Below are 23,956 nucleotides of genomic sequence, written 5' to 3'. Positions count from 1 at the left end.
ATCCAGCCCGGTAAACGTCACGCTCGATCCGGAGACGGTCATGCTGTCTGCGATAATGTCGTCTGCGTCCGGCGACGTCTGGGCCATATCCAGTCCGGTACCGGATGATGTCCCGCCGACCTCCGTACTGTTGACCCAGTTTTCACTGCGCTCATCGCCGGAAACGTCCGCTCCTGGCGGGTAATGGATGCTGCTGAAACCCGGCAGCGTTGAAGCTGGCGTACTGCCAACCCTGATATCGCCATTGGTATAAATCAGATCACCGACACCGAGACAAAGCAGCATCTGGACGCGCATTTTCGTAGGATCGGCGGCATCGAACCGGGTAACCGGCTGCACCACATAATCTGGGTAGATACGCACCCGGCCAAACACCTCACGAATGGCATCACCGAGTTTTGCGGTGTTGGCCCGCGCCGGGTTCAGGTCGAGACTCCGCCCTGTGGATGAGGTATAGCCGCCCGTATCAATGGTGCTCATCAAAACAAGCGAATAGGCTGCAGCGGCAACGGAGATACCGATACCGATCCACGCGATTGTGGCGGCCTCCAGCCCGAATGGAACCGGATAAAGCCTGACATCACTATCAGGGCGAATCACGCAGGTGGCCCACTCACCTGGAGGAATTAACAGCCCCTCAACCTCAACGGTAAGCGGTGGGACATCCCGATCCTCGTAGCCTTCAACATTTGCCACCAGCCAGCTGCGAATACTGGTTACACCATGCTCATGCGTTTCGAGTGGTTCACCGGGAAGCCGGGACGGGTAAAAACGAATGGTCATTGCCAGAACTCCACTTTGACAAATCGGCGCTTAAACCGCGGCAACGGCAGAAAGGTGACGTTCGTACCGGGGTTGCATTCCGCCACATGCAGCAGGCCATCGATGTTGACGACGATCCCGACATGTGTGACGGTTGACCCGGAATAGCAGGCAACCCCGGCACCCTCGCAAGGTTCGCAATGTTCAAGAGTGAGCATCATCCGGCGTGCTTCCCGGTCGAGGCCGCCGTCGTCTTTGGTGACCCCTGCAAAATCGGGCCAGACGGGTAAATTCAGATCGCGGCGTATCTCGTTCACAATGCCGAAGCAGTCAAGTAGCGGGTAGGCTCTGCCGCCCTTCTGCCATTTAACAGAACGGTATTTATCAGGGTTGAACATTGGGATTCCTTAGCTGATATAACGCAGTCCGGGGAATACAGGGAGCGTGAAGCGGTAACGCGGCCAGGCGGTATCGAGGATATTCATGTAGCCCGCAGTGATCTGCACCTCTGTCGCCGTCCAGTAACCAGACTTGATTTTCAGCGTATACGGCACTTCCGCAGGGGCCGCTAAATCCGTGGAGATATAACGCCGGTACGTCAGAAATGCAGACAGACGGTTAGCCAGCGCATTGCGGATCGCCGTGGACACAACACCATCGATATTGCACAAGGCAAATTTGAGGTCCTGCGTGCCGTCCGCATTGCGCGCCGGCAGCGCAATGTCTATCGCACAGGCTGAAAACGTTACGGTATCGCCGTTCTCCGTCGTCGCCGTGATGTTGTCGTAACCCTGGCAAAGGTAGTGAACATCAGAGCCAATGGTGATCTGCAGCGTCTCAATGATCACCTCCGGTCCGCTGCTGGCGTAGAGGCGGTTGAGTCTTGTCATGATTTATACCCAATAAAAAAGGCCACCCGAAGGTGACCTTAAAAATTGGTGTCGAATGTGGGTGTACCCTCACCGGCAGGATCGCTATTCCGCGCTTTATTTCACGCTCCGGCTACGGAGCGGCATGAAGGACTTTCCCACAAATCGACACAAGTAATTATGAAGGTGAAACGGTTTTAATCAAGCCTTGGGCCACTCCTTATTCAGCGCAATATCCAGCAGTGAGCTGCCGACGATCCATTCAGGGTAATTACCCCATGGGGCAGTAGCAAGGGGGCGTTCCCATAATTCAAGCGTCGCCGTGTACTTCCAGTAAATCGGGGCCACCAGCACCGGTCCCTGATAAATATCTGTGAAGCGGCATTTGTAAAACTTAATGCCTGCCGGCGTCTGCAGTTTCATCATGAACCATGCAGCCCCGTCAGATAACGCATCACGGAACCAGGACTCAAACGCCAGTCCCTGCGCATCGGTTTCCATAAACCAGGTGATGCTGGCCTGCGTCGGCGTGGACGTAAAAGCTCGCCTTTGCCTAGCGCGACCGGTGGTTAACTGGGTTCGTTTTAACGGGCTCACAGGCTGAAATCCGTATCCTTCCTGTAATGGCATAGGGAGGCTGTCATGTGGGTAGTAGATATCAGTCATGCAGTCTCCCGGTAAAGTATCTCGAATAAAATTTCACCATTAACCTCAGGAGGGTATTCATTTCAGAATAAAGCACGATGGAATCGAAGAAATCTCTGATTTTTTGGTTCAAATTAACGAAGATAAAAATCTTATTAAATCGAAAAAAAACACACAAGGCGATATATTTACCAACTCACCTCAAGAGCTAAAAGAAATAAAAAACAGCATTATCAATATATTAATTTTATTGACTTTAATGTAAGCTTACATTGTTTCGGCACAGCCCCATATCAAAATAAAAAATGGCGATGCGCCGACAGGCAATATACGTCAATGTGACTGCTTGTTTAAAAGCAACTCCTGAAGAAGAAGCGCAATAGAAACAAAGATCAAAACCCCACAAAAAACAATTTTTGCAAAATCATAGTTAAACACGGTTGTAAGCGTATCATTATTATATAAGTGATTATGCCTATAGGAATAAGTTGTGTAGATATCATCGCATATTTCAAGAATTCCACCGACTATCAAAACAAGCCAAAGAAATGAAAACTTCACTCGGACCTCCTTACGTTTACGCCTCCTATTGAAGATAAGTCCGCCAATAAAAAGAGGAATCATAAAAGCTATAAAGTCTTTAAATGTAAATGTTAACAACGCTTCCATTAATAAGATCCTTGTGTTTTCTTGCACCTACTCAGATTGTTAGACTTACCTACCTAATCAAGTCTCAGCTAATGCAGTTTAGCTTACCTAGGACCGTGTCGTGTATAGTTTCCTTTTAGAGCGTTGCCAAAAGCTCCTTGTGGCATGGTAACCTCCTTTGTGAGTTCACCTTTTAACTGCCTGGAAAGCAGTCGATTATTCTGATTGAGTGTAGCGCTCAACTGCTCCGGAGTAATACCCTGGAGATGAAACTCCTGATTAATCGGCGCGTGTATAGTTGTTTGCCTACGGTTATCGCTGTTAACGTTCTGAACACCAGTACCAAACCCTGTACGCCCCAGAGTTGCATCAAGCGGTTGGCCATTTCGAAGTGCCTCAAGCTGAGACACGCCGATCCGGTTCGTTGAAGCCTGGTCGAAGACGTACTCACCTTTGTGAACAATACCCGCGGGCTGATACTTACCACCGGGGCCGGTGTAACCGCCGGAGGCGAAGCCAACTCCTGAAACAGCCTGGATATTTGAGACGATACTGGCAGTCTGCGCAGCGATTGAGGCCATAGCGATGATGTTGGCCGGATAAGGCGCGCTTACTGCACCGCTTGCGATAGCCTGCTGGATTTTCACCATAGAGTCCGCGATAGCGAATGCCTTACTCGCAGCAAAAGCAACCTTGTAGATTGCCGATTGCTCACCAAAACCCGTTCGCATGATTTCGGCGGTACTATCAAACAAGGACTGCGTGGCCGCAGATATGATGGTGTTTTTCTGAGCCTCTATGACCTGATTTGCATCCGCTGCACGTTGACGAATCGAGGTCATTCTGGCCTCACCCTCGGCAGTTATTTCGCCGGCCTTCGCATAAGCTTCCTCCTGAGCTGCCAGCCAGCGCTGGAGCTCTTGCTGAGCCTGGTCATACTCGTTGATTTGCCCCTGCATCCCCTCAAAAGTTCCAGAGAGTCGCCCTCCTGTGGGTGTCAGGTTTCCTACAACATTACGAACGGTCGAGGGCAGTTGCATATCGGTGTTTTGATAAATATCTGCCCGTGTTTTTTCATATTCACCGGGTTTTAGTTGCCCGATTGTTTTGGCTTTCTCCAGCAGTTCAAGACGGGTTTTAAGCAGATCGTTGGTCCGCTCATCCTTCGTCTTTACCTGTTCCTGCATTTTCCGGTAATCGTCCAGGGTTTTTACGGAATTTTGCAGTGCCTCCTGCTGCTTATATGCCTGGAGGATTTCATCTGAACGGGAAAGGATCGACTTCTGGTCAGCGGTGAGCTGCGTTTTAGACTTGAGGTCAGCAATTTGCTGTTCGAACTTAACCCGTGCTTGGGTTGCGCTGTTAAGCTTGTCACTGGCATCCAACTGGGACTGCATGGCAGCAGTCTGCTGGTTTATCTGATCAAGCAGCCGGGTGGCAGCATCTTCGGTGTAGGCTTTTTCCTTTTTCTTCTTAGGCTCTTGGCTTTTCTTAGCCTGCTCAAGTTCCTTTTCTCTTACAGCAATTAGCGCATTGGCCTGATCTATTGCTTCTTTGTTTCCTGAGAAAGCAATTTTTCTGGACTGTGCTCTTGCCTCCTTTAACCGAGCTTCTGCACCGGCAACCCTGTCTGCCGCCAGATACTCCTTATTAATCCAGTCTACGGAATTTTTTACCGCCTTATTACCTTCAATGGTAAGTGTGTTCATCGTGGTTTGCAGATCTAATGCCTGGCCGATAAACCTCATCGTAGGGTCAATTGCGCCACCAAGCGCTACGTTTTGCCTACCCTTATCCGCTGCTGTGTAATAATTTTTGACCTCAATAGCTGCAGCTGTCCACGAGTCACCTATTTTCAGGATCTCCCGTCGATGCTGATCAATATCAGCATTCAAGGCGGTGAAATTAGCAGAATCCTTGTATTGGGCTACCTTTGTCCTTGCCTCGTCATAACTAAAACCAACGTCGATAAGCTTATTTATTGCTTCGCTCGCACCGTCATTAGTCGTTATAAACATACTACCGACTTCATCGATCGTCTGACCCGTCTTATCAGATATGGCAACCATATTGAGTGCAAGTCGCTCAGCAGCATCTCCATTAGCGCCAAGGGACGTTGTGGCTATTTTTGTCGCAGCATCAATTTCCTGTCGGTTCTGATAGACAGCATAAGTTAGCAACCCAACTGAAGCAGCTGCTACGCTATAGGGATTAACAAGACCCATGACATATGTGCCAACGCCCTTAATCGCTGGCCCAATGCCGCCAAACATATCTTTGAGCTGACCGCCCTGCTGCATAAGAACCATAAACGGTGACTGCCCGGTAGAAAGACCGACAACGATATCGGTCATCTGAGCAGGGATCATGCGCATAGCGTTGGCAGTCTGAGCTGCAGATTGGCTTGTTTTACCCAATTGCGCCTGGGTTTTCTCCAGAGCATCGCGGGATTCTGCAAGTTTACTGTTGAGGCGATCGTAAGCCAGGGGCGACAGCATCCCGGATGTTTTAGCTGTATCCAGCTGGCGCTGCTGCTCGTTAAGGCGACGGAATGCTTCACCTACGGGATCTATTTGGGCCTCAAGACGACGCAGTGCATTTACCTGCTCATCATGTGCTTTTACAGCCTCGCGCTCGGCTTGTGCTTCGCCAGTGACTTCCCGACGAGTCTCCTGAAGTTTTTTGCTGTATGCATCATATTGGGAAGTATTAATTGCGCCCGATTTAAAGGCAGTATTCAGTTCACTTTGTTGTTGTTCAAGATTGCGAAGAGCAGCTGCCAGAGGGTCGATTTTATCGAGCATTCTCTGGAATGCATCAGCCTGCGCCTCCTGCTGCACAGCAGCCAGTTTGCTGGCCTTCTCTGCTTCTCGTTGAGCTTGTGCAACACCACTTAGTTCCTCAGTGGTGTCATTCAGCATCTTAGACAGCGAACGAAACTCTTCCTCGTCAATTAGACCCTTATCGAAGTATTTTTTTAGCTCACTATAGCGGCGACCGACTGTATCAATTGCAGCACCAACCGGATCAATGGCTGCTCGTAATTTATTGAGAGCATCTTTTTCATCGTCAGTCGCTTTTGTCACTTTGAATATGCTGGTTACAGCCTTATCACCAGACTGAGTCATCTTATCAAGCGCAACAGCAAGGCTGTCAGCCTGCTTCTCTGCCCCGGAGCTGTCCAGGCGTATCGCTAGCCGTGATTCTTGTTCTGCCATTTACCTTTCTCCGGGCAATAAAAAACCCGCCGATAAAGCGGGTTTTAAGTGATAAATAACTTTTTCTTTTCCAAAACCGGAATCTATTACAGACTAAATAGATACAAACCCACTAGTGATTTATTGTGTTGTTTGACTATTTTCAGGAAGATTTTTCCTGAAACTGCAAGCAGTCTGATCTGTACATAACACAGTAGGAAGGAATGTGTCATCACGCTCTTTAGTAGGTAGTGCAGCACACTTTTTACTCAACCCCAGTCTGCGTTTACCCAATGCCGTTAACGATTTATCTTTAGGAATATAAAAAGTAATGTCGATATCTTTAGGTTTTTCACCAGGCCAAAAACCATAAGTTCCTGTAGCAGATACCAACTCTTCACCTTTATCATCAAACACGTAAAAACTACCAGTACCTCCACGGTTTTCCACAATACGTATAGTGCCAGTCGGATGGTTATTCTCAATAGCATCATACTGCCATAATGCACGTACGCAATATGCCATCCCTGCAGTACCCGGAGTACCCTTGAAAGTTTCTATGGCCTTGTTTGAACCACAAGCAGTTAAGCCAAGAATAGAGGTTAATATTAGTAATTTTAATGACATATTTTGCAAGCACCCTTTGCCGAATAAAAATCACTATATCACTGTTACAGTCGTTAACTCACCGTGTAATTATGAAAATCAGATTCGCATCAAGTTTTCTATCTGGCGACTTTCGCAGCCCTCACATCAGGACATGCGATTTGTTGCGGTTATAAAAAAGCCCCGGACTGTGCCAGGGCTTATTTCTTCTTGCTGTTTCTTTTCTGTTCCTTCGCCCACTCAGCCCTCCATGCATCATCAAGGGCCAGTATTGCTGCATCAAACTCAATGCGGTCGATCAGGATGGTGCGCGATGCCAGGTAAAGCTCAATATCGTTCAGGGATAGAGGGAGCGGCACTCCGGCCATGCCGGCATACTTTCTGCCGCGCGATATCATGGCGTAAGCGTTGAGGATCTCTCCAGTGACTGCATCGATTTCAGGCTCTGGAATGGGCGGGAGATTTAGCTTCTCCCTGCGCCACTTTGCTTTCTCGCCCTGTTCGCCGGCGAATTCCTTTAGCCACTTTTGGGCCTCTATAGCTTTTTTACGGTTTCCTGAGTCTGCTGCTCCTTACCCTGAGCAATGTTTGCCGCCTCAGCCAGTATCAGCCAGTATAGCGCCGGGTGCTGTTTCAGCATGGCGGCCCCAAGTTCTGGGGTGTAGTCGAGAGCAACCTCTATGCCGTCGACTAACTGACCTACTCCCTCCCAGCCTTTCAGCAGGAACCGAGCGGCGTTATCGATCAGCAGGTCATCAACAGAGTCGATATCGTCCACGCTGGCGAGATTAAAATCCGTTGTCCCCACCTTATAACCTGCGTCCATCTTATCGATGTGGCGACGCACCAGCGCGTTACGAGAGCGATATTGCGGATTCTCGCTGCTGGCCACCAGCAGGCGAAGTTTGAACAGCGATTCTTCTTCCGGCGAGAATTCCTTCTTGCTGCCTTCTGGCTTTTTGTAGGGATAAAACCAGCGCTCGCCATTTAAATCAATTTTCGGGGTAACAATCAGCATAAAAAACTCCATAAAAAAACCCTCCAAAGAGGGCCAATTTTAATCACCACCGCCATTAGTGGCAGGAACGCGGGTAATAGTTGGCGGAGTATTGGCCGCGGTGATATCCAGTTGAACCTGAACAATGTCAGTGCTCCCCGCATCCGGCCAGTCGCCGGAGATCTGCACTTCCGGGAAATCGAAGGTATAGGCCCCTTCATCATTCTCCAGCGTGAAGCTAAACGGCACCGTTTCGCCGGTGAACGTTTTTTTGTAAACCTCCCAGGCAGCCTTTGACCATGACAGCGTGATTTGACCTGACGGGGTAAAGGTTGTCGGAATGTTTGCGCCGGCGAACGCCGAACCGGTACCGATGCAGCGCTGAGTCTGCATATTGTTGTTGAACTGAATGTTAAAGGTGTCGACGCAGAAGCCTGTCCCGCCATCAACACCATTTAGCCGGATGTTTGTGACCTCTTTGAAGGAGTAACGCAGCGCCCCCGCTAAATCCACTGGCGTGGTGAAAAAGCTGGTATCGTCCCCCTTCGTCTCCCAGTCCAGCCCTGCAAACGTAATGGTTGCAGTGATATCACCATCGGCCGGGATTTCCATCTGGAAGGTACCAACCTGGCAACCGCGTGCAATCTGGGCGATCCCCACATCACTGGCAAAGGTCGCCACGGAGAACGTAATACGACCATTACCCATCGTCAGCACGTTATTTACCCATTCGGTACCGAAACAGCTGGCAAGAAAATCGTCATGCTGATTCCAGCGAAACCGTGTGCCGACATCGCCGCCGACATCCACTGTGCCGCGTGAAACACCCTGCGCCATACGGTCACCAGCGATTTCGTCATTGTCGTTGGTGTTCTGAGTTGGTTTCAGACCAAATGAAGAACGGCGCAGCAGGTTCCACGCCCCTGCTGTTGGCGTGATTCCTGGCGTTGTCTCGCGAATAAACGCGGCTACTACTTTTGCACCTGAGCTCACAGGAGCCTCCTGTTTTTTGTGCGCTACAGAGCGCGATAAGGAATTTGAAGATTGAGCTGTAACCAGCCATCGGTCTCACCCGCCGGCACAGCAGAAACAGCGAAATAACTAAGTTTTCCGTCGTCCTTGAACTCGAATAGCTCCGTTAGCTGATCAGCCGTCCGGGAGATAAGCAACGTCCCGGAGCCAACCGGAACAAACAGCTGAATGATGAGTAAGCCCGTCCTGTGGACGACTGGCCCATCCCCGATCTCGGTTGCGCCAGCCTGTCCTGCAATGTTGGTGAGGCGGGCCCAGATATCGCGGTTGCTGGGGTCAAATACCGGACCATTGGGGTAATCCACCGCATCAGAGGCAATAGCGGTCTGTGCCGCCATTCGGGAAATGACAGCGTTTCTGATTTCTGTAAGGGTCATTTGTAGGCCTGAATCACACCATTAAACGAGACGGCATAGACGCCTGTTGGCGCCTGCGTTGAGTGACCATTCTCCAGAGGCACGGAGTAAGGCAGGTTCGACTGGATGTAAATCACCGAGTAGGCTGGCGCCTGGTCAATGATATTTTTGCCATTTAGAAACGTCATTGTCCCACGCGGATCCGGCTCGGTCGGGACGGAGTGATCGGGTTCGCCGATGCTGACAAAATGCGATGCCCTGAAGGTTCCTGCGCGATACTCAGCCGGCCGCCTGATATCCATGCTGTCATTAACACGGACTTTCTTCCTGAGCCTTCCGGTTTTGGTCAGGTTAGCAGGGTCGGCATAAAGAGATTCGTTCCATTCACCTACCGCTTTGTTGTATTGAACCGCGGTCGCGTTGATGGCCCACAGCTCCGGGTTTCCTACCGGCGACCGTTGAACGATTTCATTCAGCAGTTGAATGGCGATTGTCCGCTGGCGTAGTTTTACATCTTCAGCCACCAGCCCGGCGAATGCCGCCGGATCAATGTTCCAGCCCTTAGCCATATCACGCCCTCCGCAGTTGAATTGAGTACGCAGCGCCAGCAGAGTCGGCAGAAGCGGCTATGATGTCGTAACGCTGAAGCGCTCCCGTAATCGGATCTGGTGCGGTGATGATATGCCCGACGGCCGGCTTATCAGTCACCTCGTTAACCAGGGCGGTTAGCTTCACATCACCATGCAGAATGTTAACGCCATCGATACGGCGCAGTTTATAGCGCGCCAGCACTCCGCGTCCCGAGTAAGCCACCTGCGTTTCAGTGCCGGTTTCCGTCACCGGATCCCAGGCACCTCGAACGGTATATGTTCCAGTGAAATCCTTAACGGCATCCTGCAGGTCGGTATCGAATGCTGCGGCGACTTCAGTTTGGAGTTCGTCGCGGATACCCACGGTCTACCTCCTCTATGCCTTTTTCACCAAAACGCTGAAGCGGGATATTGTTAGAAACATATCCGCCAGTAAAAAGTACCAGGACGTTACCACGCAGTTTTCTGGTATAGATTTCGCCGTTGCGTTTAACCCTCAGCGGAAGCGGAGCAAACTCAACAACGCCCTTTGCCGGGTTTGCGTAAACGACATGTCTGATCGGGTTTCCATTCACAAACACATCGCGAGGACCGAGCCCGTCACCGGCATAATGTACATCTGGATTTTGCATATCACCCCCTCACCAGCCGCACCTGTGACTGACTAACGCCATAGGGCTTAAGCATGGCCAGCGCCAGCTGCAGGTCAGAATCAAGCAATGCAGAGCTGTTGGTAGCGAGTTCTGCGAAGGTCTTTGAAACAGAAACGTCGTCAGCGTCAACCGTCTTACTCAGCAATACCCCCGAATCAGTTTTCTGCTGATACAGCCCGCCATTTGCCGCCGACAGCGCTGCATAGGCGCCAGCCTGTTTTACATCGTCAGGAATGATGATTTCGTGAGTGGCCTTATCGCACGGCATTTTCAGGTTAAGTCCATTCATCCAGGTATTAGCCATCAGCACAGATTTGGCTTTTTTGCTTTCATCTGTCCAGGTGGCACCGAGAATCGAATTGACAACTTCAACGGTGATGAAAGTGATCATGTATCACTCCATTTCTTTCCAGCCGTGCGCCTTCCAGTTCTCCACTTCATCAGGGTGAACGTTGGCGGTATTGGGGGCGCCGGGGAATGCCGGGAAATCGGTAATCATCGCCACCAGCTGCTGTTCCTGCTGTTCCTGCTGTTCCTGCTGTTCCTGCTGTTCCTGCTGTTCCTGCTGTTCCTGCTGTTCCTGCTGTTCCTGCTGTTCCTGCTGTTCCTGCTGTTCCTGCTGTTCAGGAGCATTTGCATCAACCTGCGTGGCCGCAAGTTTTGCTGCAGCACGTTCAGCACGCTGCTCTTTGGTCAATCCGGCCATAAGCCCTCCACTAAAAAAAGGGGCCGAAGCCCCCTGTTTATCAGCCCAGCAACAACGCTGAGTGCGCCGACTTAACTGCCGCTACGCCCCAGGACAAACCGACTTCGTAACGCACCTGGCGATACTGGCGGTACAGAGCAACCTGATAAGTGATACCAGATACCGGGTCAGTAACGTTCATCACATCATCCGCGGTATCGCCGCCCTGCGGCATTGCCGGAGTTCGGGATGCAAGCAGGAATGCATTGCGATCAAACGCCATGTTTGCGGTGTAGGCGCCACCAGCGGTAATAGCGGTGTTGTCGGCCAGTGCCTGACGTAAGCCAGGAGCAGCCAGGGTGATTGCTGTGGCCGTCGCAGCAGCAACAAGGTATTTATTGCTGTCCCCGTCAAACGTCACGATGTCACCTGCTGCAAAAGCACCTGTGCCGGTATCAATCGCAATCAGAATATCGCCTTCAGCTTTTGCTCCATTCACTAGGTATCCCGCAGCCGGAGATGCAGCGCGTTTCTTAACATGCGCGGATTCGTGGATATTGAAACCTTCCAGTCGCCCCACGATACCTTCGCGCAGAAGCGCATCAGTACCGGATTCGTTTACTTTGAACAGAACAGACTGTTTACCGCGGAGGTTTGCGATAGCCGAAGAACCGAGAACCATCTGCAGATCTGTTGTCGGCGAACCGTTGTCAGAGAGAACCTGGCGCGCATTTGCCGCATCCGACAAATCACCTGCAATACCGAAAGGAGCGGTGCCGGCCGTACCAACAGCACGGGAGGATGCGAAATACAGAGCTGCAAGATCTGCATCCATCTCATTAGCCAGCGCGCGAAAAGCCTGCTTAAACTGATCAGCAAGGATGGTGTTGTATGTCCCTGCGGGCCCCAGTGCCAGTTGTTCCTCACCGTTCCATTTGACCGGGGCCATTTTAGATTTGGTGATTTTGACATCAACGGTGCCGATCGTCTGGTCGCCGTCATTTGGCGCAGTAGCCCCCGGGGTAATATCAACAGTGGTTGCCGGTGGGGCAACCGGCGCAGTAACAGTCTGGTCCTTCGCCGCCGCATCAGCTTTAGCATTACGCGATACAGCCGGGATAAAACCGACCTGTTCGCGAGATACGGTATCCAGAGCCGTGAAGATAGTCGGGATCAACCCGGTAAGCGTATTAGCCATGTGTATGGATTCCTTGGAGATTAAAATATAGGGTTGGTTGAGCTATCCAGCTCCGGCACCAGCAGCCATCCGGCGGCTGGCAAAGAATTAATCGACGATGGTGATACCGTCTTTGAGAGTTGATTGCTGGTCTGTCGGGCTCAAACTGGTAAACGCATCGCGTTTCATCGTTTTCTGCCCGAGTGAATGCTGAGACTGCCGTGAGCCGCCTCCCTGGTTGCCGCTGGCCTTCAGAATGTGGTCTTTCTGTGGGTACTGCTCCACCAGGAACTCCAGCGCCTCATCAAAGGCCGCCAGTTCGCCCGGTTTAGAGCGGGAATAAATTTTGTTGCCGGAGCCGTCATAGGCAACGACTTTCCCGTCCTCAACTTTGAAGGACTGACCGAACCGCGCCTGAAGCATATCTGCCGGGATTGCTACTTTATCTGCGATGAATTTCGAGCCAGAGAACCGGCCGCCGATCATTTCCTGATAAAGCTGGCCTTCAAGGGTCGTCGCACGCTGAGTAGCTTCATCAAGCTGGGCCTGGAATGATTTGGTGATATCCGCTTTAACCTGATCAACGGCGCCTGCGTCGATCAGTTTTTTCTGGTCGATTTTAGTCATCATCTCCAGCGCTTCGAGCGCCTTCGCCGGATCACCGATTTTGGCAAACTTAGCCAGACCGGCTTCAGCGGCTTCTTTGGCTTCACGATGAGATTTCGCCTCGCCATTCAGAGAGGAGATTTTCCCAACGGCCTGCACAGCATCAAAACCAACTTCCTGGCCGTCATCGTGGACGTAGACGGGTAAACCGCTGGAATCGACTTCTGCATAGCTTTTGCCGTTAACTTCGATTGTTTTCAGTTTCATGTGGTTACCTTTTCGGGGTCATCCGACCGTTGCACCGCTCACCATCCGGATCACGGCAATAAAAAAGGCCGCCCGGAGGCAGCCTGATTGAAGACTTAAAAAGCTTTAAAGTCTGGCGTTGCTGAACGCCTGAGCATCCAGGTTACGAAGTTGCTCCAGAGTCAGCCATTCGCCCTTGTCGTTGTAGAAGTCATCGGGCGACATGCCGCCATCACGAATCAGCCGGGCCCGGGTTACGCCAACGATCTGGGACTGTCGCGTGAACGACTGGCGCGAGAACCAGCCCTGATAATCGGTATCCGAAGGCACCTGCCCGTCCATGCTGGCACGTGAGCTATCTGATATTTGCCCAACAGCAATACCCAGCTCATCAGACGATTTCAGGATGTAGGTTTCGACGCTGCGACAGCAGAAATGGATTTTCCCGGGTCCCTGCAGATACGGCACCTTATGGCCGATCGGCTTGTTATCCAGTGTGTACTTGAGGCGGTCGCGAATCCGACAGTCTTTTGATGTACGGTTATCCAAAGTGGATAACCACTGCTTACCCTTCAAAATGTCATCGTTCGCATCTGCAAAGCTTTTCCTGGCCGTAGAAGCAAGATGCCCCACAGCCGTTTTTGCAATACTGCCAGCATTGGTGCGGCTCATCTGCAGCGCGCCATCCTGATAGCCACGGTTAGCATGACCCCGGACCTTTCTGGCGATTTGCTCATGCGTATCGCCCAGGAGAAAACCCTGCCGCACTATATTGGAAATTCTTGCCATCCTGTCAGCTTCAAGGTTATCTGCCCACTCCGAAAGCAGGCGCCCCTGAAACGGCTGTGCCATCGCAGTTGCGTAAACGGCATCCGGTGAAATGCCCACCAGCGGGTGAAGCGATAGCACATCATCGGGGATCGCAAACTGGAACAGGCTCAGCTGAAAGCCTGCTTCGTGCTGAGCGAGTTGCAGCAGCTCATCAGATAGTCCCGTGTACATTGACTGCACACCCTCGCGATTGAGAGCTCTGACACTAACGAGCAGCGCTTCCAGTCGCGACACGGTAAAGCTGTCAGCATCCAGGCTATCCATCGCTACCAGCAATCTGGCTGTCAGTTCCGCATCGCTGTCATTCAGGATTTTTATCATCCTGTTTGCAACGCTGGTGCTGTACCGCGCTATCCATATCGCATGCGCTATCGATTCATCCTGGAGCTTGTCATTCGCCGTTGCCATTTGCACCACCCGGGTTACTCAGTCCGCCGGCCAGCGTGACCTGCTGATTCCGCAACTCGTCGATTACCTCTTCGGGCTTCGCGTCCGGATCGATAAATTTGAGGGCCTGCAAAACGCGAACAGCATCGACCTGACGTATATCACCACCCTGACGGAGCGACTGAACAGCTGTTGCAGCTGCGGCATCAAACGTCTGGGCTGAAACATCCAGTTCGGTGCGTACATCGACATTGCCGCCTTCTTTCTCGCCCAGCCATTCCGCCATGATTTGCAGAATGTTATCGAGCGCGTCCTCCAGCGAACTCGCCATCGTGTACAGCGGGGAATTCTCCTGCATGCGCTCTTCATTGGTCTGGTCAACAGATTTGGTCGAGGTGTTCTCGGCACGTAAGAGTTTTGCCCCGGCCTGTCGCATCTGATCTTCCAGCTTTTCCAGCGATGTCTCACCGGATTCAATGGCCGATCCGGTATGTTCGACATATTCCAGTCCCTGCCGCTGGCGGTCATCGAAACGAGTCGCAGAGGAAGAACCTATCGTCAACGTTTCGCCATCAGCCAGACCGTAAGCCACCAGCAACGGCACGCGAGCGACATGCAGGATGTTGTCCTGTTCACTCTGACTCTGCCAGTGCTTGATATTCAGTAAGGCGAGATTAAGCAGTGGCGGTGAACCGCGCATAAAGCCAGTGCGTTTCGTGTAAAGCGTCACCAGGGGAATGTCATCGCGACTGGTTTCCCACTCGTCGTGAATCTGCCACTGGCTTTCGCCGTTATCACCTTTATTTCGGCGATAAATTTCAACCTTGCCCGGCATGATATGGCGTATTTGCTCAACTTTCGTTTGCCCGTAATCGTCGCCATCAATAATGATGACCTCTCTGATACGCAGATCGGTCAGCATCACTTTCCCTTTAACCACTTTCGATTTCCAGCCGATGACCTGGCGAGGATTTAACATCGTGGCATACGGGCGGGATCCCGCGGCTTTTTCGTCGGCTTTAGTTTTTACTGCCTCCCGGTCAATTTTCGGGAAATCCACCAGCGCATGTACCAGACCATACTGGAATCCGATGCTGAAAAATTGCTGCGCCCAGACATCGAGCCGGTTTCCTTCCATATCAATATCTGGCGACAGCTCCCGTATTTGTTCAGGAGAATCCTCACTCAATACCGTCGGCTCAGCAAACACTCGCCCGATGTTTTGTTTAATGGCCTCTTCATAGGCAGGTAGTAACGTTGCCGAAGCCAAACGCTCCTTATAACTTTCAGGATCTTCGTTCGGCCATTTCGGGAGATACTTCTTGCCCTGCCGGCGCATTTCCAGCGTGCCGCCCATCAGCGCATCATTAATATCCCATGCCTCAACCATGTCGTTATAGTCGAGGTTGGGCGTTGAAATATCAGGCATGGTTTTACATCCGCAGTTGGGTGACTTTTCCAGTCGGTTTGATAATCGGGAATTGCTTCACAATGAAATACCCACCGGCATCGTTGGGGTGATCGTTATCCGCCGTTTTATCCGGCTCACCGTTTTCGCCCCAAACCTGTTGCTCAAGCGATTCGGTGTACACCGGGCACCGCTTTACATTCACTTTGTAGCGACGTTCACCGTTACCATTGCAGAACATGGCATTCATCGCGTTGATGCGGTCTTTCACTGGCGGGTTTGATGCATTCACAACCACATTGAAGCCGGCCTGCTTAAGCTGAGCGATATCCGTGGCGCTGGCATTGCTGGATTTGCGGGAATCGCCGGAAGCGTCCGGGTAGATATAGATTTCACGCACCTTTCGGTAGTCATGGCCGTCATATAGCCAGAACCGCTCTTTGATGATGCGAATCATGTCCGGCGTGTCGTAAGCCTTGATGATTTCAGTAACTGCAAACGGAAGCCCCAGACGTAACACATGAACAACCCCGGCCATCTTCCCGACGTTGAAATCCATACCGATATACAGCGGCTCACCGGGTTGCTCTTCTTCCCGGCAGTTATTCAGCTTACGGTCAAACTGATGGTAAATCGTCCCGCTGGTCAGGTTGGTGAACTGGCCACGGAGATAAGCCTTGATCAGCTCCGGCGGGTATGACTCCATCAGCGACGGGATATAGTCCGGCGGCAGATTCTTTTCATTGTCGAACGTCGAGGCCTGCACCAGGCCGTACAGCGTTGAGAGCGAAGGCTTATCGCGTACAGCCTTTGCGAACTGCTGATAAACGAATTTAAACCCTTCCGGCGTCGTGGTGACGTCGATCCCGTTACGAAGACCGGCCACGTTGTAACGCATACGAGCAATGATTTTTCGCCAGGCTAACTGCGCCTTTTTGGCGGGCATTACGTCCAGCTCATCAATCAGCGCATTACCGATTTTAAAACCAACAATGGTTTGCGGTTTCTCCATCGAGCGGCAAATCGTCGTTCCTCGGTACTGGCGCCCGGCGTAGAAGTGAACCTCTTTGTTTCCCTCGTTGATTTTGACATTCAGCCCCCAGTCGTGGGCCACCTCCTCAACAGTGGGATAAAAGATGTCACGGATCTGCGGATACGTTGGCGCAAAGTAACCCTGGTTGATTTTGGGGTGTTCCCACATCCCTTTGCAGATGCCACCACAACCGACCCACGTCTTACCGGAACCGAAGCCGGCGACGTAGGCCTTAAACTTGTACTGCATCGCAAGAAATTTGGCCTGAGGGATGTTAAGCGTCGGTGCTATCGCCATCCTCTTCCCTCACTCGCGCATCGACTACGTTGATATTGATTGCAACTGGCGTTGGTTCGTCATCCTCCGGATCAGCAGCCAGCTCTTTGCGTAATTTTTCAACCTCCAGCTGCCGGCGCTCAATTTCAATCAGCTGCAGACGCTGGGCGAACTCGCTATCAGCCAGGCCGAGACGTTTCATCACCGCCTCGTACATTCGCTCACGGCTAATAGCGGTAATCTCCACGCCATTCTTCCCAAGCTTCACACCGGAATAGGCAAGCGCAGCATCAGGCGCCAGCTTACGCGTATCAGCGAAGTATGGCTGGCCGATGCCATCACCATTACAGCGAGGGCATTCCGGGTTAGGTGTGCTGGTGTGGTCGTAACCGTAGCCGCCATCATCCAAAGGCTCTCGACGTTTTCGCTCAAGCGCTTCGAGTCGCTTCTCTTCGTACTCAACCGCATCGCGCCATTGATATTGATGACCGAAGCCCCAGCAATAGCGGCAACTCCCGCGGCGATACTGTGATAGCTGGTTGGCGTCGAAGGTGGCCAGGCGCCACATCTGCTCAAGCACTTCATCGGCGCTTCCGAGCGTGCGCACAATGGATGCTTTCTGCTGCTGCGCAATGGCCTGCGCAACTGAAGTTTTCTGAAGCAGCTGATAGCCAATTTGTTCAGCAGTCTTCTTGCTGTAGCCGGCACGGATAGCGGCCTGCGTGGCGTTGTTGTCCTTCAGGTATTCTGCGACAAATAAACGCTGCTGATCGGTGAGGCCATCATCATCCACCAGCTCTTCTGCGCACTTTTCCTTTTGCGCAGTGCGCAATTTCCTCTGCGCAGGTTTTTGCGCAGTTTGCGCTGTGGGTTTCTTGATGTATCGGCGGGCAGTAGCGTAATTCAGTCCCTGCGCTTCACACCAATCCTTCGGTGATACGCCGGTTGCGGCATGATCGGACAGGAACCGTTGCTGAAGCTCGCCCCAGTCCGGTTTTGCCATGAATTACTCCGTAATCTTTCGCACTGGTCCCGCCTTCACTTTATGGCTGATGCCATGCTTAGTGATGAGTGCGGCTGTCTTTTCGTAATCAGGTTCGAGCTGGAACATCAGGCAGAATAAAGCCAGAGTCTTGAGGTAGAACGGCAGCCACCAGCGGCTTTTTACCTCTATTGAAATCGTGCATACCGGCATAGGCTCCCCCTATTCGATAACCATTAAAAAAGCCACCAATGGTGGCCTTTGTGATGATTACTCAGCGGTGGTATCAAACAGCGCCAGCGCTTCGGTCGCTTCCTGGATTGCCTTGCGGGTCTTCGAGACAATCTCACTTTCAGTGAAGACACGATCAAAGGAGTCTGCGAATAGCTCAGACTTCAGATAGCTGTCGCCTACCCAGTCAATGGCTAACTTCGCCGCTGCTGTGTCGTAATTCACCTTCTTGATGATATCCAGGCGGATTTGTTCGGATGTGGTGATCTCTGACATGTCTTACCTCTGTGCGATGTGGGGAATATTATAGAAACCACTCTGCGAAATGGCTCCTGTAAGGTCATTAAAAAAGCCACCCTTAGCCAGCTTTGCGATGACAACAAAAAACCGCCCGGAGGCGGCTTGAGTTAATCATTCGATTTTATTGTAGGCCTTATAGCTGCCTTTTCCTTCTTGGCTTCGGCCTGCAAATTTGTAGCGCTATCGTGAGTTGCTGGATTTGGATCACTTGCGACAACTGAACGGGCGATGAGATTGGCTCCTTTGTAAATGCCAAACCATGATGTAAGGCCGATAATAGCAAATCCAATCACGGCAAAAATCACGCCTGGAGATGCTCTTCTAAGAACCAGTCGACGATCTTTATCCCACCCAACCTCGATATCAGAGTCCGCAGGGAAAATTCCTTTTACTAAAAGTTTATAACCCATAAAAACACAGCAAAAACCGAAGAAAATTGTAGTGATCTTCAGGATCACCCAGAGAAAAAATGAATCCATGTTGCCACCACAAGACAGATAGTTTCTAAACGTAATTATAACACCCCGGAGGCTTTTTTTCCTCTCGTGGTCCTCTCATTGCTTACACTGAGTTTTGATGTTGTCCTGCAGGTAGCTCACTTGCCCTGTGATGGTGGCAATTCCGGATCGGAGACGCCAATAATCCCGTTGAGCGGAGTCTGTAAGTCGGGGGCCGGAAGCATTACTCCGGCCCGGTAAGCCGTCTCGATGGCCTCCCAGTCGGGCTTTGCCATAACAACTCCTTTATGATGTTGCTAATATTATCAAAAAGATAATGGAGAAACTTGATGGAATGGCTAACTCTTGTAGCAACAAGCGCTGTTGTATCCGCTGTGGTGTCCGGTTTACTTACACTCTGGAATGCCCATCTGCAAAGAAAAGCAGAAGAAAGGAAGCGCCTTGCTGAATTAGCAATGAAAATGGCTATTGCTGAATGGGAATCCCATGCTGCAAATATTAAGGACGCTGGGAGAGGATCACTACTCCCCCCTGAGGTTTACTTATACAGGTACTCGCGTTTACTCCCGCTCATCGAGAAAGGAGAACTGACACCTAAAAAATTGGCGGAATTGGACGCTGATGTTAAGCGTATTGCAGATACCAAACCAATGCGTAAGTAAACTATTATCCAATGCCGGATAGTTTTGAATAAGCATTATCGAAGCCACTCTGTGGAATGGTCTCGATAATGCTCAGCTTTGGGCTCAGTTATCAAGTATACACTCGCTACGCTTGTTAAATGCGGAATGTTTTCTAAACTAATGTATAACTTTGCTCTGCCATGACAAAGTCCACTGTTCTACCCGTGAGCTCAGGGATGAGCCACTTCCCCCTGGCCCCGGCCATTATTTATTTCGCGCAACCAGTAGAAAAACGTCTCTTAAGCTGACTAGAATCAGCCATTAGCTGACCATGCAGCACCCCGTCAATTTGTCGGAATTACTCCACGGGGTTTTTTATTGACTGAGCGTTTGTTGAAGAGCGCTTAGATTAGCCCAACCAGCGGAAGGCATCGCCAATATCCAGAAATGTGATACCGAGAATTTGTTATTCCCTTTGAGCATAAGAAGGGAATACTATGGGTAGCTATCATTCAAACGTGATCGCATCAAGCCTTAACGGTTTTCTTATAAAAGTCTTTTGGCATTCGATAATGAGTATCTGCCCCTCGCACAATGAGCAAAACACAGAAGAGGATTTATCGGAATCACCATTTCCACAGGTGTACTCCTTAACCCCATAAATAGTGCACTCAATCGTGTTATCTCTGACAAGATTGATATTCCCTGCATCCTTTTCACCTTGTACAGCGTATTTAAACTGCTTACCTGTTATACCTCCAGAAAAAGTTGCCACGCCTTTATCAAAATCCCAGATAAAAATCTTACGCCCGCCGTCAGATACAAGCATTTCCAGTGTCAGCTTGTCATTCGAAGCTGGTTCAGACATTCTTGCATAGCATTTTCTAATCACAACACACCTACCCATTTTTAGGTAGAATATAAGCACACCAGAAGCGGCATTCAAAAAGAAAAAATAATCTGTCCTGCATAAGCCAGCTGACCTGCCCACAGTATTAGATACAACCAGAAGAGAAAAGGCCTACCGTAATTGAAGGCCTTTATGGGGTTATGCAGTATGTTGTGGTGCCGGGTGCCTCCCGGTAAGTCTGCCCCAGCCAACAGACCTGCGTGTGTGCTCAAAGAGAAAACCTGGCTGGTCGCCCCACCGCACAGGGGGATTCACCACGCATCTACATTAGCTATGCGATAAGTGCATAGTCAATCCGATGTAACCAGTAAAAACACCTCTTTCGGAAAACTGTATATCTTGGCAGACAAAAATTAATCATTTCATATCGAATAATTACAAAACCAACAATAAAGTTTCATATCAGGTTTCAAATTAAGAAAAAATTCCAGTTAGGAATTCTCTCACTTAAATCCCACACTACCCCTCATGCGAGCCATAATATCCATGGTCCTTAGGAGGGTTAACTCACATGACAACCATACTGATGATAGCGTTAGCTGTAGTTCTTCTTTTAGTTGCAGTGGGTTCACTGGTTTCATACTTGCGAGAAACGAGGAAATATAAAAATACTTTTAAAAAAAGGTATTAACTTTTACCCAATTCTGCACAAAAGGGGTAGTCAACCGGCACTATCCCTGCTTACTAACTACCGCCTTCCCGTAAGAAGGCCTAAGTCACCCTAGTGTCGCAGAGAACGTCTATACGCAAGATCCATGACCTGATTACACAACCACACTCTCGCAGTGCTCTGCGCCCGTGCCCTTGAGTTCCTGTCACATCATCGCCGCTAATAACCAGTACGCGTTTGGCGTTCGCATATCGGGTGACGAAACGCTCAGACTTTCCTACTGCCCGCGGTAAGCAGCCCAACGTGATCAGCGAGTACGACCCATGGGCCTAAGAATATTTAATGGCCACTATCGCAACGATCAGTGCAAACAATGCCACCAGTAGTGACACACCAGTGAGCAGCAACGAGGCCGTATTCATCATCCGCTGGTAGTAAAACTCTCGCATGGCTTTTGTAGTGGACTCGCGGTGTTCAAAATCATTCTTATTAGGATATGCCAGGTCGTAAACGTCTGAGATTTTCCTTTCAATGGAAGCGTGAAGCAAGTCGTTCCAGCTATGCGTAAAATTAACAAATGCATCTGTAATTTTCTGTTTCATTGTCATCTCACCCTGATTGTTATTATTGGTGATGATATCAAATAGGATGACAAAAAAAGCCAACGTATCGGTGGGCTTGTTGTGACATGTCACAGCATCAACAATCGCTATCAGGCCTTGCTATTGCACGACATGCCCACATACAGGCTTCCTGCATTTTGGTGCGCGCGATAGCCATGCAGCGCAAAGCCTCTGCTCTCTCGGTTTCGGCCTGACTACCACGCTCGACAACTTCAGCCGTTGTAACCTCTCGCTCAGTATCGAGCAGACTGCAAAAATGCTGGCTGACACCTTTGAGGCGGTTCATCCGCTCAATTTCGCCAGCGGTTAATGTGCGGTAGCCTTTTACAGTGCTGCCGTCCTGCGGTTTTGCTTCACTCATTTCGTAGCCCTTTCGGTTGTATCTGATTTGCTTTTACCGGCTCGTAGGTGGATATTGTTGGGAGGGAAAGCGTGGAGATAACCAAATGAAACAGATACTTTTTACATGGTTTGCTTTTACAAATACCTATGCCTGCATCACCGCCAGCATTAACGTGAACAACTCACTAATGCTTGATTCAGCTGTGCCGTGGATTGTTGGGGTTTCTCTTGGAGTAATCACCAATTACTTATTGGTTAAGAAACTGAAGGAAAGCGGGTTTCTGTAGCCCTGCCGGTTGCTAGCCTGCTTACTTCTTAACGCTGTCCGGCATCACCGCGCCAACAACGCCAGCCAGCGCTACGCCGCCAGCGATGACCGTTTCTTGAATGCCTGGAGGCATCTGATAACCAAATACGCCAGCAATGACCAGGATGATGCCGCGCCAGGTTGACGGCTCTTTCAGCCGATTAATGAGATAGTTCATAAGTTACCTTCAGCTTTATTGTTTAACTTCCGCTACGACGCCGCCAGCGGCTTTGAATTTTGCGATGAGGTTACTGGCCTTATGCTCAAACTGGCCGTAGCCCGCGCCGGGGAGAGACGCCCAGATATTGCTGCAACGGTAGATGGCCTGAAGAAGCTGCCCGTTGTCAATGAGCGGCAAAGCTCCACGCTCTTTAATTTGCTGCAGGGCCACCTGGTCCTGCGACGCCGGTGAGAAGTCTTTCAGTCCCAACTGCTTACGGTATGCATCCCACCACTTGGCCAGCAGCTGATAGCGGCCCGCTGCGGTGGATTTAATACCCAGCTTTGGCAGGCTCACCAACTTGCGAGGGTGGTCGCTGTAATCAGTAAAGAGTGAACCACCAACAATGACGTCATAGCCTCGGTTCTTTGTTGGTTGTCCCACTTTGTCTGTACCCTCCGACCAGGCGAGCATATCCAGAAACGCTTTTCGTTGATTATTAATTTCCTGCATTTTTAAACCCCGTCAGGCGCTCCCAGAAATAGGTCAACGCTACGGAGCCCATCGCGCCGCTTATCCCCGCGGTTGCCAGAATCATGTAAATGCTCAGTCCGCTTTCAATGCTCACCAGGCCAGCAATAACACCGGTAAACCCTGAAACCACCATTTGGGCAAGAGCATTGATCAAGCTCCATGTTGCCTTGCTCTGCTTCACATCTATCAGGTAGCGGACAAGTCCACCCCAGCAAGCAATGATCAGCAGAACCAGCCAGGACATCCCGGCAATGCTCTCTTTGTCTTGCATACGTTTAGCCATAGTTACCGCCTCCGATGAAAGATCGGGAAGCTGTGAGTTTGAAGAGGTTCAGGCCCATCGGGATGATTTGACAACGAGCCGTATCGATGATGACTCCCGCGAGCCTGAAATAAAAAAGGCCACGCAAATACATGGCCTTGTGATTTGAATCCATTGTTTACAAAATGTAATCGAGACGGTATTTTTCAACTTCCGGCCAAAAAAGCCATATACCGGAACAGGATCTAAACATAACTGCCTCGCCTGCATGAAACCATGCAGGCTTTTTTTATACAGAAAAGGCCCGCCGAAGCGAGCCTGCCACTGCTGTTTCTTTGTTTGTATTGGTTGTGGTGTCAGGTGCCTCCCGATGAGCCTTTGGCCAGCCGCCATGACTCGCGCTTACGGTTTAGCAAATAAAAACAATGCTGTGTACGCCCCTCCGCATAGGGGGATTCACCACTCAAATACATTATCCAGGCAACATTCATATAGTCAATACCCTACAGCAATAGGGTACACACGCCAGCCGAAAACGCTTTAAAAAATCAGATTACGATTAATTAATGCATATTAAATCATTAAATGATTAATGATAAAAACTCATACA

General features: G+C 50.5%; 32 protein-coding genes and 2 pseudogenes. 3 read left to right on the top strand and 31 right to left on the bottom strand.

Going from position 1 to position 23,956, the window contains the following annotated elements; translation table 11 throughout:
• The 25 genes and pseudogenes from CW267_RS25480 to CW267_RS25355 form a co-directional block, all read right to left on the bottom strand.
• A pseudogene (locus CW267_RS25480) lies at positions 1–783 on the bottom strand (phage tail protein); the annotation flags it as partial.
• A complete protein-coding gene (locus CW267_RS25475) occupies positions 780–1,160 on the bottom strand; it encodes a nitrite transporter (protein WP_071582782.1) in 381 nt (126 codons plus the stop codon). The gene CW267_RS25475 and the pseudogene CW267_RS25480, both read right to left, overlap by 4 nt.
• Before the next feature lie 9 nt (positions 1,161–1,169).
• Complete coding sequence (locus CW267_RS25470; RefSeq protein WP_032755157.1) at positions 1,170–1,652, bottom strand: DUF1833 family protein; 483 nt, start codon at positions 1,650–1,652, stop codon at positions 1,170–1,172.
• 180 nt (positions 1,653–1,832) lie between these two features.
• On the bottom strand, positions 1,833–2,297 hold the full coding sequence (locus tag CW267_RS25465; protein ID WP_071582781.1) for a hypothetical protein: 465 nt from the start codon (positions 2,295–2,297) through the stop codon (positions 1,833–1,835).
• 312 nt (positions 2,298–2,609) lie between these two features.
• Positions 2,610–2,945, bottom strand: a complete 336-nt coding sequence (locus CW267_RS25460; RefSeq protein WP_015958316.1) for a hypothetical protein — start codon at positions 2,943–2,945, stop codon at positions 2,610–2,612.
• 83 nt (positions 2,946–3,028) lie between these two features.
• Positions 3,029–6,142 carry a phage tail length tape measure family protein gene (locus tag CW267_RS25455; protein ID WP_071582780.1) on the bottom strand — a complete coding sequence of 1,038 codons (3,114 nt, stop codon included), beginning with the start codon at positions 6,140–6,142 and terminating at the stop codon, positions 3,029–3,031.
• 120 nt (positions 6,143–6,262) lie between these two features.
• Positions 6,263–6,748, bottom strand: a complete 486-nt coding sequence (locus CW267_RS30190) for a hypothetical protein (RefSeq protein ID WP_128205887.1) — start codon at positions 6,746–6,748, stop codon at positions 6,263–6,265.
• Positions 6,749–6,927: 179 nt separating this feature from the next.
• On the bottom strand, positions 6,928–7,095 hold the full coding sequence (locus tag CW267_RS25445) for a hypothetical protein (RefSeq protein ID WP_100781215.1): 168 nt from the start codon (positions 7,093–7,095) through the stop codon (positions 6,928–6,930).
• Between the two features lie 167 nt (positions 7,096–7,262).
• Positions 7,263–7,745, bottom strand: coding sequence for a hypothetical protein (locus tag CW267_RS25440; protein ID WP_040182785.1), 483 nt, complete (start codon positions 7,743–7,745; stop codon positions 7,263–7,265).
• Positions 7,746–7,784: 39 nt separating this feature from the next.
• Positions 7,785–8,717: a phage tail tube protein gene (locus tag CW267_RS25435; RefSeq protein WP_100781186.1), complete on the bottom strand. Its 933-nt coding sequence runs from the start codon at positions 8,715–8,717 to the stop codon at positions 7,785–7,787.
• A gap of 23 nt (positions 8,718–8,740) precedes the next feature.
• On the bottom strand, positions 8,741–9,133 hold the full coding sequence (locus CW267_RS25430; RefSeq protein WP_004190640.1) for a phage tail terminator-like protein: 393 nt from the start codon (positions 9,131–9,133) through the stop codon (positions 8,741–8,743).
• Positions 9,130–9,681, bottom strand: coding sequence for a hypothetical protein (locus tag CW267_RS25425; protein WP_012967909.1), 552 nt, complete (start codon positions 9,679–9,681; stop codon positions 9,130–9,132). The genes CW267_RS25430 and CW267_RS25425 overlap by 4 nt, the downstream gene beginning before the upstream one ends.
• 1 nt (position 9,682) lies before the next feature.
• On the bottom strand, positions 9,683–10,066 hold the full coding sequence (locus CW267_RS25420) for a glutamate 5-kinase (RefSeq protein WP_100781187.1): 384 nt from the start codon (positions 10,064–10,066) through the stop codon (positions 9,683–9,685).
• Positions 10,038–10,334 (bottom strand): hypothetical protein, encoded by a 297-nt coding sequence (locus tag CW267_RS25415; RefSeq protein WP_016160821.1) that lies wholly within the window; start codon positions 10,332–10,334, stop codon positions 10,038–10,040. The genes CW267_RS25420 and CW267_RS25415 overlap by 29 nt, the downstream gene beginning before the upstream one ends.
• Position 10,335: 1 nt before the next feature.
• A complete protein-coding gene (locus tag CW267_RS25410; RefSeq protein WP_100781188.1) occupies positions 10,336–10,746 on the bottom strand; it encodes a protein singed in 411 nt (136 codons plus the stop codon).
• A 3-nt stretch (positions 10,747–10,749) separates the two neighbouring features.
• Positions 10,750–11,061, bottom strand: a complete 312-nt coding sequence (locus CW267_RS25405) for a hypothetical protein (RefSeq protein WP_101148668.1) — start codon at positions 11,059–11,061, stop codon at positions 10,750–10,752.
• A 40-nt stretch (positions 11,062–11,101) separates the two neighbouring features.
• Positions 11,102–12,238 carry a P22 phage major capsid protein family protein gene (locus CW267_RS25400; RefSeq protein WP_004184463.1) on the bottom strand — a complete coding sequence of 379 codons (1,137 nt, stop codon included), beginning with the start codon at positions 12,236–12,238 and terminating at the stop codon, positions 11,102–11,104.
• Positions 12,239–12,325: 87 nt separating this feature from the next.
• The gene (locus CW267_RS25395) at positions 12,326–13,090 is read right to left on the bottom strand and encodes a DUF6651 domain-containing protein (RefSeq protein WP_016160818.1); all 765 of its coding nucleotides are present in this window, start codon (positions 13,088–13,090) and stop codon (positions 12,326–12,328) included.
• 105 nt (positions 13,091–13,195) lie between these two features.
• Positions 13,196–14,308 carry a phage minor head protein gene (locus CW267_RS25390; RefSeq protein ID WP_100781189.1) on the bottom strand — a complete coding sequence of 371 codons (1,113 nt, stop codon included), beginning with the start codon at positions 14,306–14,308 and terminating at the stop codon, positions 13,196–13,198.
• Positions 14,292–15,716 carry a DUF4055 domain-containing protein gene (locus tag CW267_RS25385; RefSeq protein ID WP_100781190.1) on the bottom strand — a complete coding sequence of 475 codons (1,425 nt, stop codon included), beginning with the start codon at positions 15,714–15,716 and terminating at the stop codon, positions 14,292–14,294. The genes CW267_RS25390 and CW267_RS25385 overlap by 17 nt, the downstream gene beginning before the upstream one ends.
• Positions 15,717–15,720: 4 nt before the next feature.
• Positions 15,721–17,025 (bottom strand): terminase large subunit domain-containing protein, encoded by a 1,305-nt coding sequence (locus tag CW267_RS25380; protein WP_053810481.1) that lies wholly within the window; start codon positions 17,023–17,025, stop codon positions 15,721–15,723.
• The gene (locus CW267_RS25375; RefSeq protein WP_100781191.1) at positions 17,003–18,007 is read right to left on the bottom strand and encodes a terminase small subunit; all 1,005 of its coding nucleotides are present in this window, start codon (positions 18,005–18,007) and stop codon (positions 17,003–17,005) included. The genes CW267_RS25380 and CW267_RS25375 overlap by 23 nt, the downstream gene beginning before the upstream one ends.
• A 249-nt stretch (positions 18,008–18,256) precedes the next feature.
• Positions 18,257–18,493: a DUF2560 family protein gene (locus CW267_RS25365; protein WP_064142404.1), complete on the bottom strand. Its 237-nt coding sequence runs from the start codon at positions 18,491–18,493 to the stop codon at positions 18,257–18,259.
• Between the two features lie 131 nt (positions 18,494–18,624).
• Positions 18,625–18,996 (bottom strand): hypothetical protein, encoded by a 372-nt coding sequence (locus CW267_RS25360; RefSeq protein WP_064142405.1) that lies wholly within the window; start codon positions 18,994–18,996, stop codon positions 18,625–18,627.
• Positions 18,997–19,071: 75 nt separating this feature from the next.
• Positions 19,072–19,197: pseudogene (locus CW267_RS25355) on the bottom strand (lysis system i-spanin subunit Rz); the annotation flags it as partial.
• A 107-nt stretch (positions 19,198–19,304) separates the two neighbouring features.
• On the opposite strand from CW267_RS25355, the gene CW267_RS25350 reads away from it, so the two are divergent.
• Complete coding sequence (locus CW267_RS25350) at positions 19,305–19,637, top strand: hypothetical protein (RefSeq protein WP_100781192.1); 333 nt, start codon at positions 19,305–19,307, stop codon at positions 19,635–19,637.
• Between the two features lie 469 nt (positions 19,638–20,106).
• Here CW267_RS25350 and CW267_RS25345 read toward each other — a convergent pair whose 3' ends face one another.
• A complete protein-coding gene (locus tag CW267_RS25345; protein WP_100781193.1) occupies positions 20,107–20,466 on the bottom strand; it encodes a hypothetical protein in 360 nt (119 codons plus the stop codon).
• A 553-nt stretch (positions 20,467–21,019) separates the two neighbouring features.
• On the opposite strand from CW267_RS25345, the gene CW267_RS31755 reads away from it, so the two are divergent.
• Positions 21,020–21,139 (top strand): small membrane protein, encoded by a 120-nt coding sequence (locus tag CW267_RS31755; protein ID WP_139042688.1) that lies wholly within the window; start codon positions 21,020–21,022, stop codon positions 21,137–21,139.
• Between the two features lie 308 nt (positions 21,140–21,447).
• Here the strand turns inward: CW267_RS31755 and CW267_RS25340 are convergent, their stop codons facing one another.
• Together CW267_RS25340 and CW267_RS25335 are read right to left on the bottom strand one after the other, a co-directional pair.
• A complete protein-coding gene (locus tag CW267_RS25340) occupies positions 21,448–21,720 on the bottom strand; it encodes a hypothetical protein (protein ID WP_133124639.1) in 273 nt (90 codons plus the stop codon).
• A gap of 97 nt (positions 21,721–21,817) precedes the next feature.
• Complete coding sequence (locus CW267_RS25335; RefSeq protein ID WP_064142409.1) at positions 21,818–22,102, bottom strand: hypothetical protein; 285 nt, start codon at positions 22,100–22,102, stop codon at positions 21,818–21,820.
• A gap of 85 nt (positions 22,103–22,187) precedes the next feature.
• Between CW267_RS25335 and CW267_RS25330 the strand changes: the two genes are divergently transcribed.
• Positions 22,188–22,370 carry a hypothetical protein gene (locus CW267_RS25330; RefSeq protein ID WP_064142410.1) on the top strand — a complete coding sequence of 61 codons (183 nt, stop codon included), beginning with the start codon at positions 22,188–22,190 and terminating at the stop codon, positions 22,368–22,370.
• A gap of 21 nt (positions 22,371–22,391) precedes the next feature.
• Here the strand turns inward: CW267_RS25330 and CW267_RS30935 are convergent, their stop codons facing one another.
• The 3 genes from CW267_RS30935 to CW267_RS25320 are packed head-to-tail and all read right to left on the bottom strand — an operon-like array spanning position 22,392 to position 23,355.
• On the bottom strand, positions 22,392–22,568 hold the full coding sequence (locus CW267_RS30935; RefSeq protein ID WP_012967894.1) for a hypothetical protein: 177 nt from the start codon (positions 22,566–22,568) through the stop codon (positions 22,392–22,394).
• Between the two features lie 15 nt (positions 22,569–22,583).
• Entirely contained in the window at positions 22,584–23,063 is a 480-nt protein-coding gene (locus CW267_RS25325; protein WP_064162818.1) for a glycoside hydrolase family protein, read from the bottom strand.
• Positions 23,050–23,355: a phage holin family protein gene (locus tag CW267_RS25320; RefSeq protein WP_133124641.1), complete on the bottom strand. Its 306-nt coding sequence runs from the start codon at positions 23,353–23,355 to the stop codon at positions 23,050–23,052. Before CW267_RS25320 ends, CW267_RS25325 begins: the two co-directional genes overlap by 14 nt.
• Positions 23,356–23,956 lie beyond the last annotated feature (601 nt).

Origin of the sequence: Klebsiella sp. X1-16S-Nf21, from assembly GCF_002837615.1 — a bacterium.
In the GTDB taxonomy this organism is placed as follows: domain Bacteria; phylum Pseudomonadota; class Gammaproteobacteria; order Enterobacterales; family Enterobacteriaceae; genus Klebsiella; species Klebsiella variicola.
The sequence above is the reverse complement of the archived record's forward strand: the minus strand, read 5'-3'. Positions and strand labels throughout refer to the sequence as shown.

What these genes read in the sequence shown, in the direction of transcription:
- CW267_RS25440 (WP_040182785.1), bottom strand. Translation starts at nt 7,745, where the DNA reads ATGCTGATTGTTACCCCGAAAATTGATTTAAATGGCGAGCGCTGGTTT.
- CW267_RS25460 (WP_015958316.1), bottom strand. Translation starts at nt 2,945, where the DNA reads ATGGAAGCGTTGTTAACATTTACATTTAAAGACTTTATAGCTTTTATG.
- CW267_RS25425 (WP_012967909.1), bottom strand. Translation starts at nt 9,681, where the DNA reads ATGGCTAAGGGCTGGAACATTGATCCGGCGGCATTCGCCGGGCTGGTG.
- CW267_RS25390 (WP_100781189.1), bottom strand. Translation starts at nt 14,308, where the DNA reads ATGGCAACGGCGAATGACAAGCTCCAGGATGAATCGATAGCGCATGCG.
- CW267_RS25360 (WP_064142405.1), bottom strand. Translation starts at nt 18,996, where the DNA reads ATGGATTCATTTTTTCTCTGGGTGATCCTGAAGATCACTACAATTTTC.
- CW267_RS25395 (WP_016160818.1), bottom strand. Translation starts at nt 13,090, where the DNA reads ATGAAACTGAAAACAATCGAAGTTAACGGCAAAAGCTATGCAGAAGTC.
- CW267_RS25465 (WP_071582781.1), bottom strand. Translation starts at nt 2,297, where the DNA reads ATGACTGATATCTACTACCCACATGACAGCCTCCCTATGCCATTACAG.
- CW267_RS25410 (WP_100781188.1), bottom strand. Translation starts at nt 10,746, where the DNA reads ATGATCACTTTCATCACCGTTGAAGTTGTCAATTCGATTCTCGGTGCC.
- CW267_RS25380 (WP_053810481.1), bottom strand. Translation starts at nt 17,025, where the DNA reads ATGGCGATAGCACCGACGCTTAACATCCCTCAGGCCAAATTTCTTGCG.
- CW267_RS25385 (WP_100781190.1), bottom strand. Translation starts at nt 15,716, where the DNA reads ATGCCTGATATTTCAACGCCCAACCTCGACTATAACGACATGGTTGAG.
- CW267_RS25365 (WP_064142404.1), bottom strand. Translation starts at nt 18,493, where the DNA reads ATGTCAGAGATCACCACATCCGAACAAATCCGCCTGGATATCATCAAG.
- CW267_RS25400 (WP_004184463.1), bottom strand. Translation starts at nt 12,238, where the DNA reads ATGGCTAATACGCTTACCGGGTTGATCCCGACTATCTTCACGGCTCTG.
- CW267_RS31755 (WP_139042688.1), top strand. Translation starts at nt 21,020, where the DNA reads ATGACAACCATACTGATGATAGCGTTAGCTGTAGTTCTTCTTTTAGTT.
- CW267_RS25415 (WP_016160821.1), bottom strand. Translation starts at nt 10,334, where the DNA reads ATGCAAAATCCAGATGTACATTATGCCGGTGACGGGCTCGGTCCTCGC.
- CW267_RS30190 (WP_128205887.1), bottom strand. Translation starts at nt 6,748, where the DNA reads ATGTCATTAAAATTACTAATATTAACCTCTATTCTTGGCTTAACTGCT.
- CW267_RS30935 (WP_012967894.1), bottom strand. Translation starts at nt 22,568, where the DNA reads ATGAACTATCTCATTAATCGGCTGAAAGAGCCGTCAACCTGGCGCGGC.
- CW267_RS25350 (WP_100781192.1), top strand. Translation starts at nt 19,305, where the DNA reads ATGGAATGGCTAACTCTTGTAGCAACAAGCGCTGTTGTATCCGCTGTG.
- CW267_RS25345 (WP_100781193.1), bottom strand. Translation starts at nt 20,466, where the DNA reads ATGTCTGAACCAGCTTCGAATGACAAGCTGACACTGGAAATGCTTGTA.
- CW267_RS25470 (WP_032755157.1), bottom strand. Translation starts at nt 1,652, where the DNA reads ATGACAAGACTCAACCGCCTCTACGCCAGCAGCGGACCGGAGGTGATC.
- CW267_RS25475 (WP_071582782.1), bottom strand. Translation starts at nt 1,160, where the DNA reads ATGTTCAACCCTGATAAATACCGTTCTGTTAAATGGCAGAAGGGCGGC.
- CW267_RS25340 (WP_133124639.1), bottom strand. Translation starts at nt 21,720, where the DNA reads ATGAAACAGAAAATTACAGATGCATTTGTTAATTTTACGCATAGCTGG.
- CW267_RS25405 (WP_101148668.1), bottom strand. Translation starts at nt 11,061, where the DNA reads ATGGCCGGATTGACCAAAGAGCAGCGTGCTGAACGTGCTGCAGCAAAA.
- CW267_RS25325 (WP_064162818.1), bottom strand. Translation starts at nt 23,063, where the DNA reads ATGCAGGAAATTAATAATCAACGAAAAGCGTTTCTGGATATGCTCGCC.
- CW267_RS25375 (WP_100781191.1), bottom strand. Translation starts at nt 18,007, where the DNA reads ATGGCAAAACCGGACTGGGGCGAGCTTCAGCAACGGTTCCTGTCCGAT.
- CW267_RS25335 (WP_064142409.1), bottom strand. Translation starts at nt 22,102, where the DNA reads ATGAGTGAAGCAAAACCGCAGGACGGCAGCACTGTAAAAGGCTACCGC.
- CW267_RS25330 (WP_064142410.1), top strand. Translation starts at nt 22,188, where the DNA reads ATGAAACAGATACTTTTTACATGGTTTGCTTTTACAAATACCTATGCC.
- CW267_RS25455 (WP_071582780.1), bottom strand. Translation starts at nt 6,142, where the DNA reads ATGGCAGAACAAGAATCACGGCTAGCGATACGCCTGGACAGCTCCGGG.
- CW267_RS25320 (WP_133124641.1), bottom strand. Translation starts at nt 23,355, where the DNA reads ATGCAAGACAAAGAGAGCATTGCCGGGATGTCCTGGCTGGTTCTGCTG.
- CW267_RS25430 (WP_004190640.1), bottom strand. Translation starts at nt 9,133, where the DNA reads ATGACCCTTACAGAAATCAGAAACGCTGTCATTTCCCGAATGGCGGCA.
- CW267_RS25445 (WP_100781215.1), bottom strand. Translation starts at nt 7,095, where the DNA reads ATGGCCGGAGTGCCGCTCCCTCTATCCCTGAACGATATTGAGCTTTAC.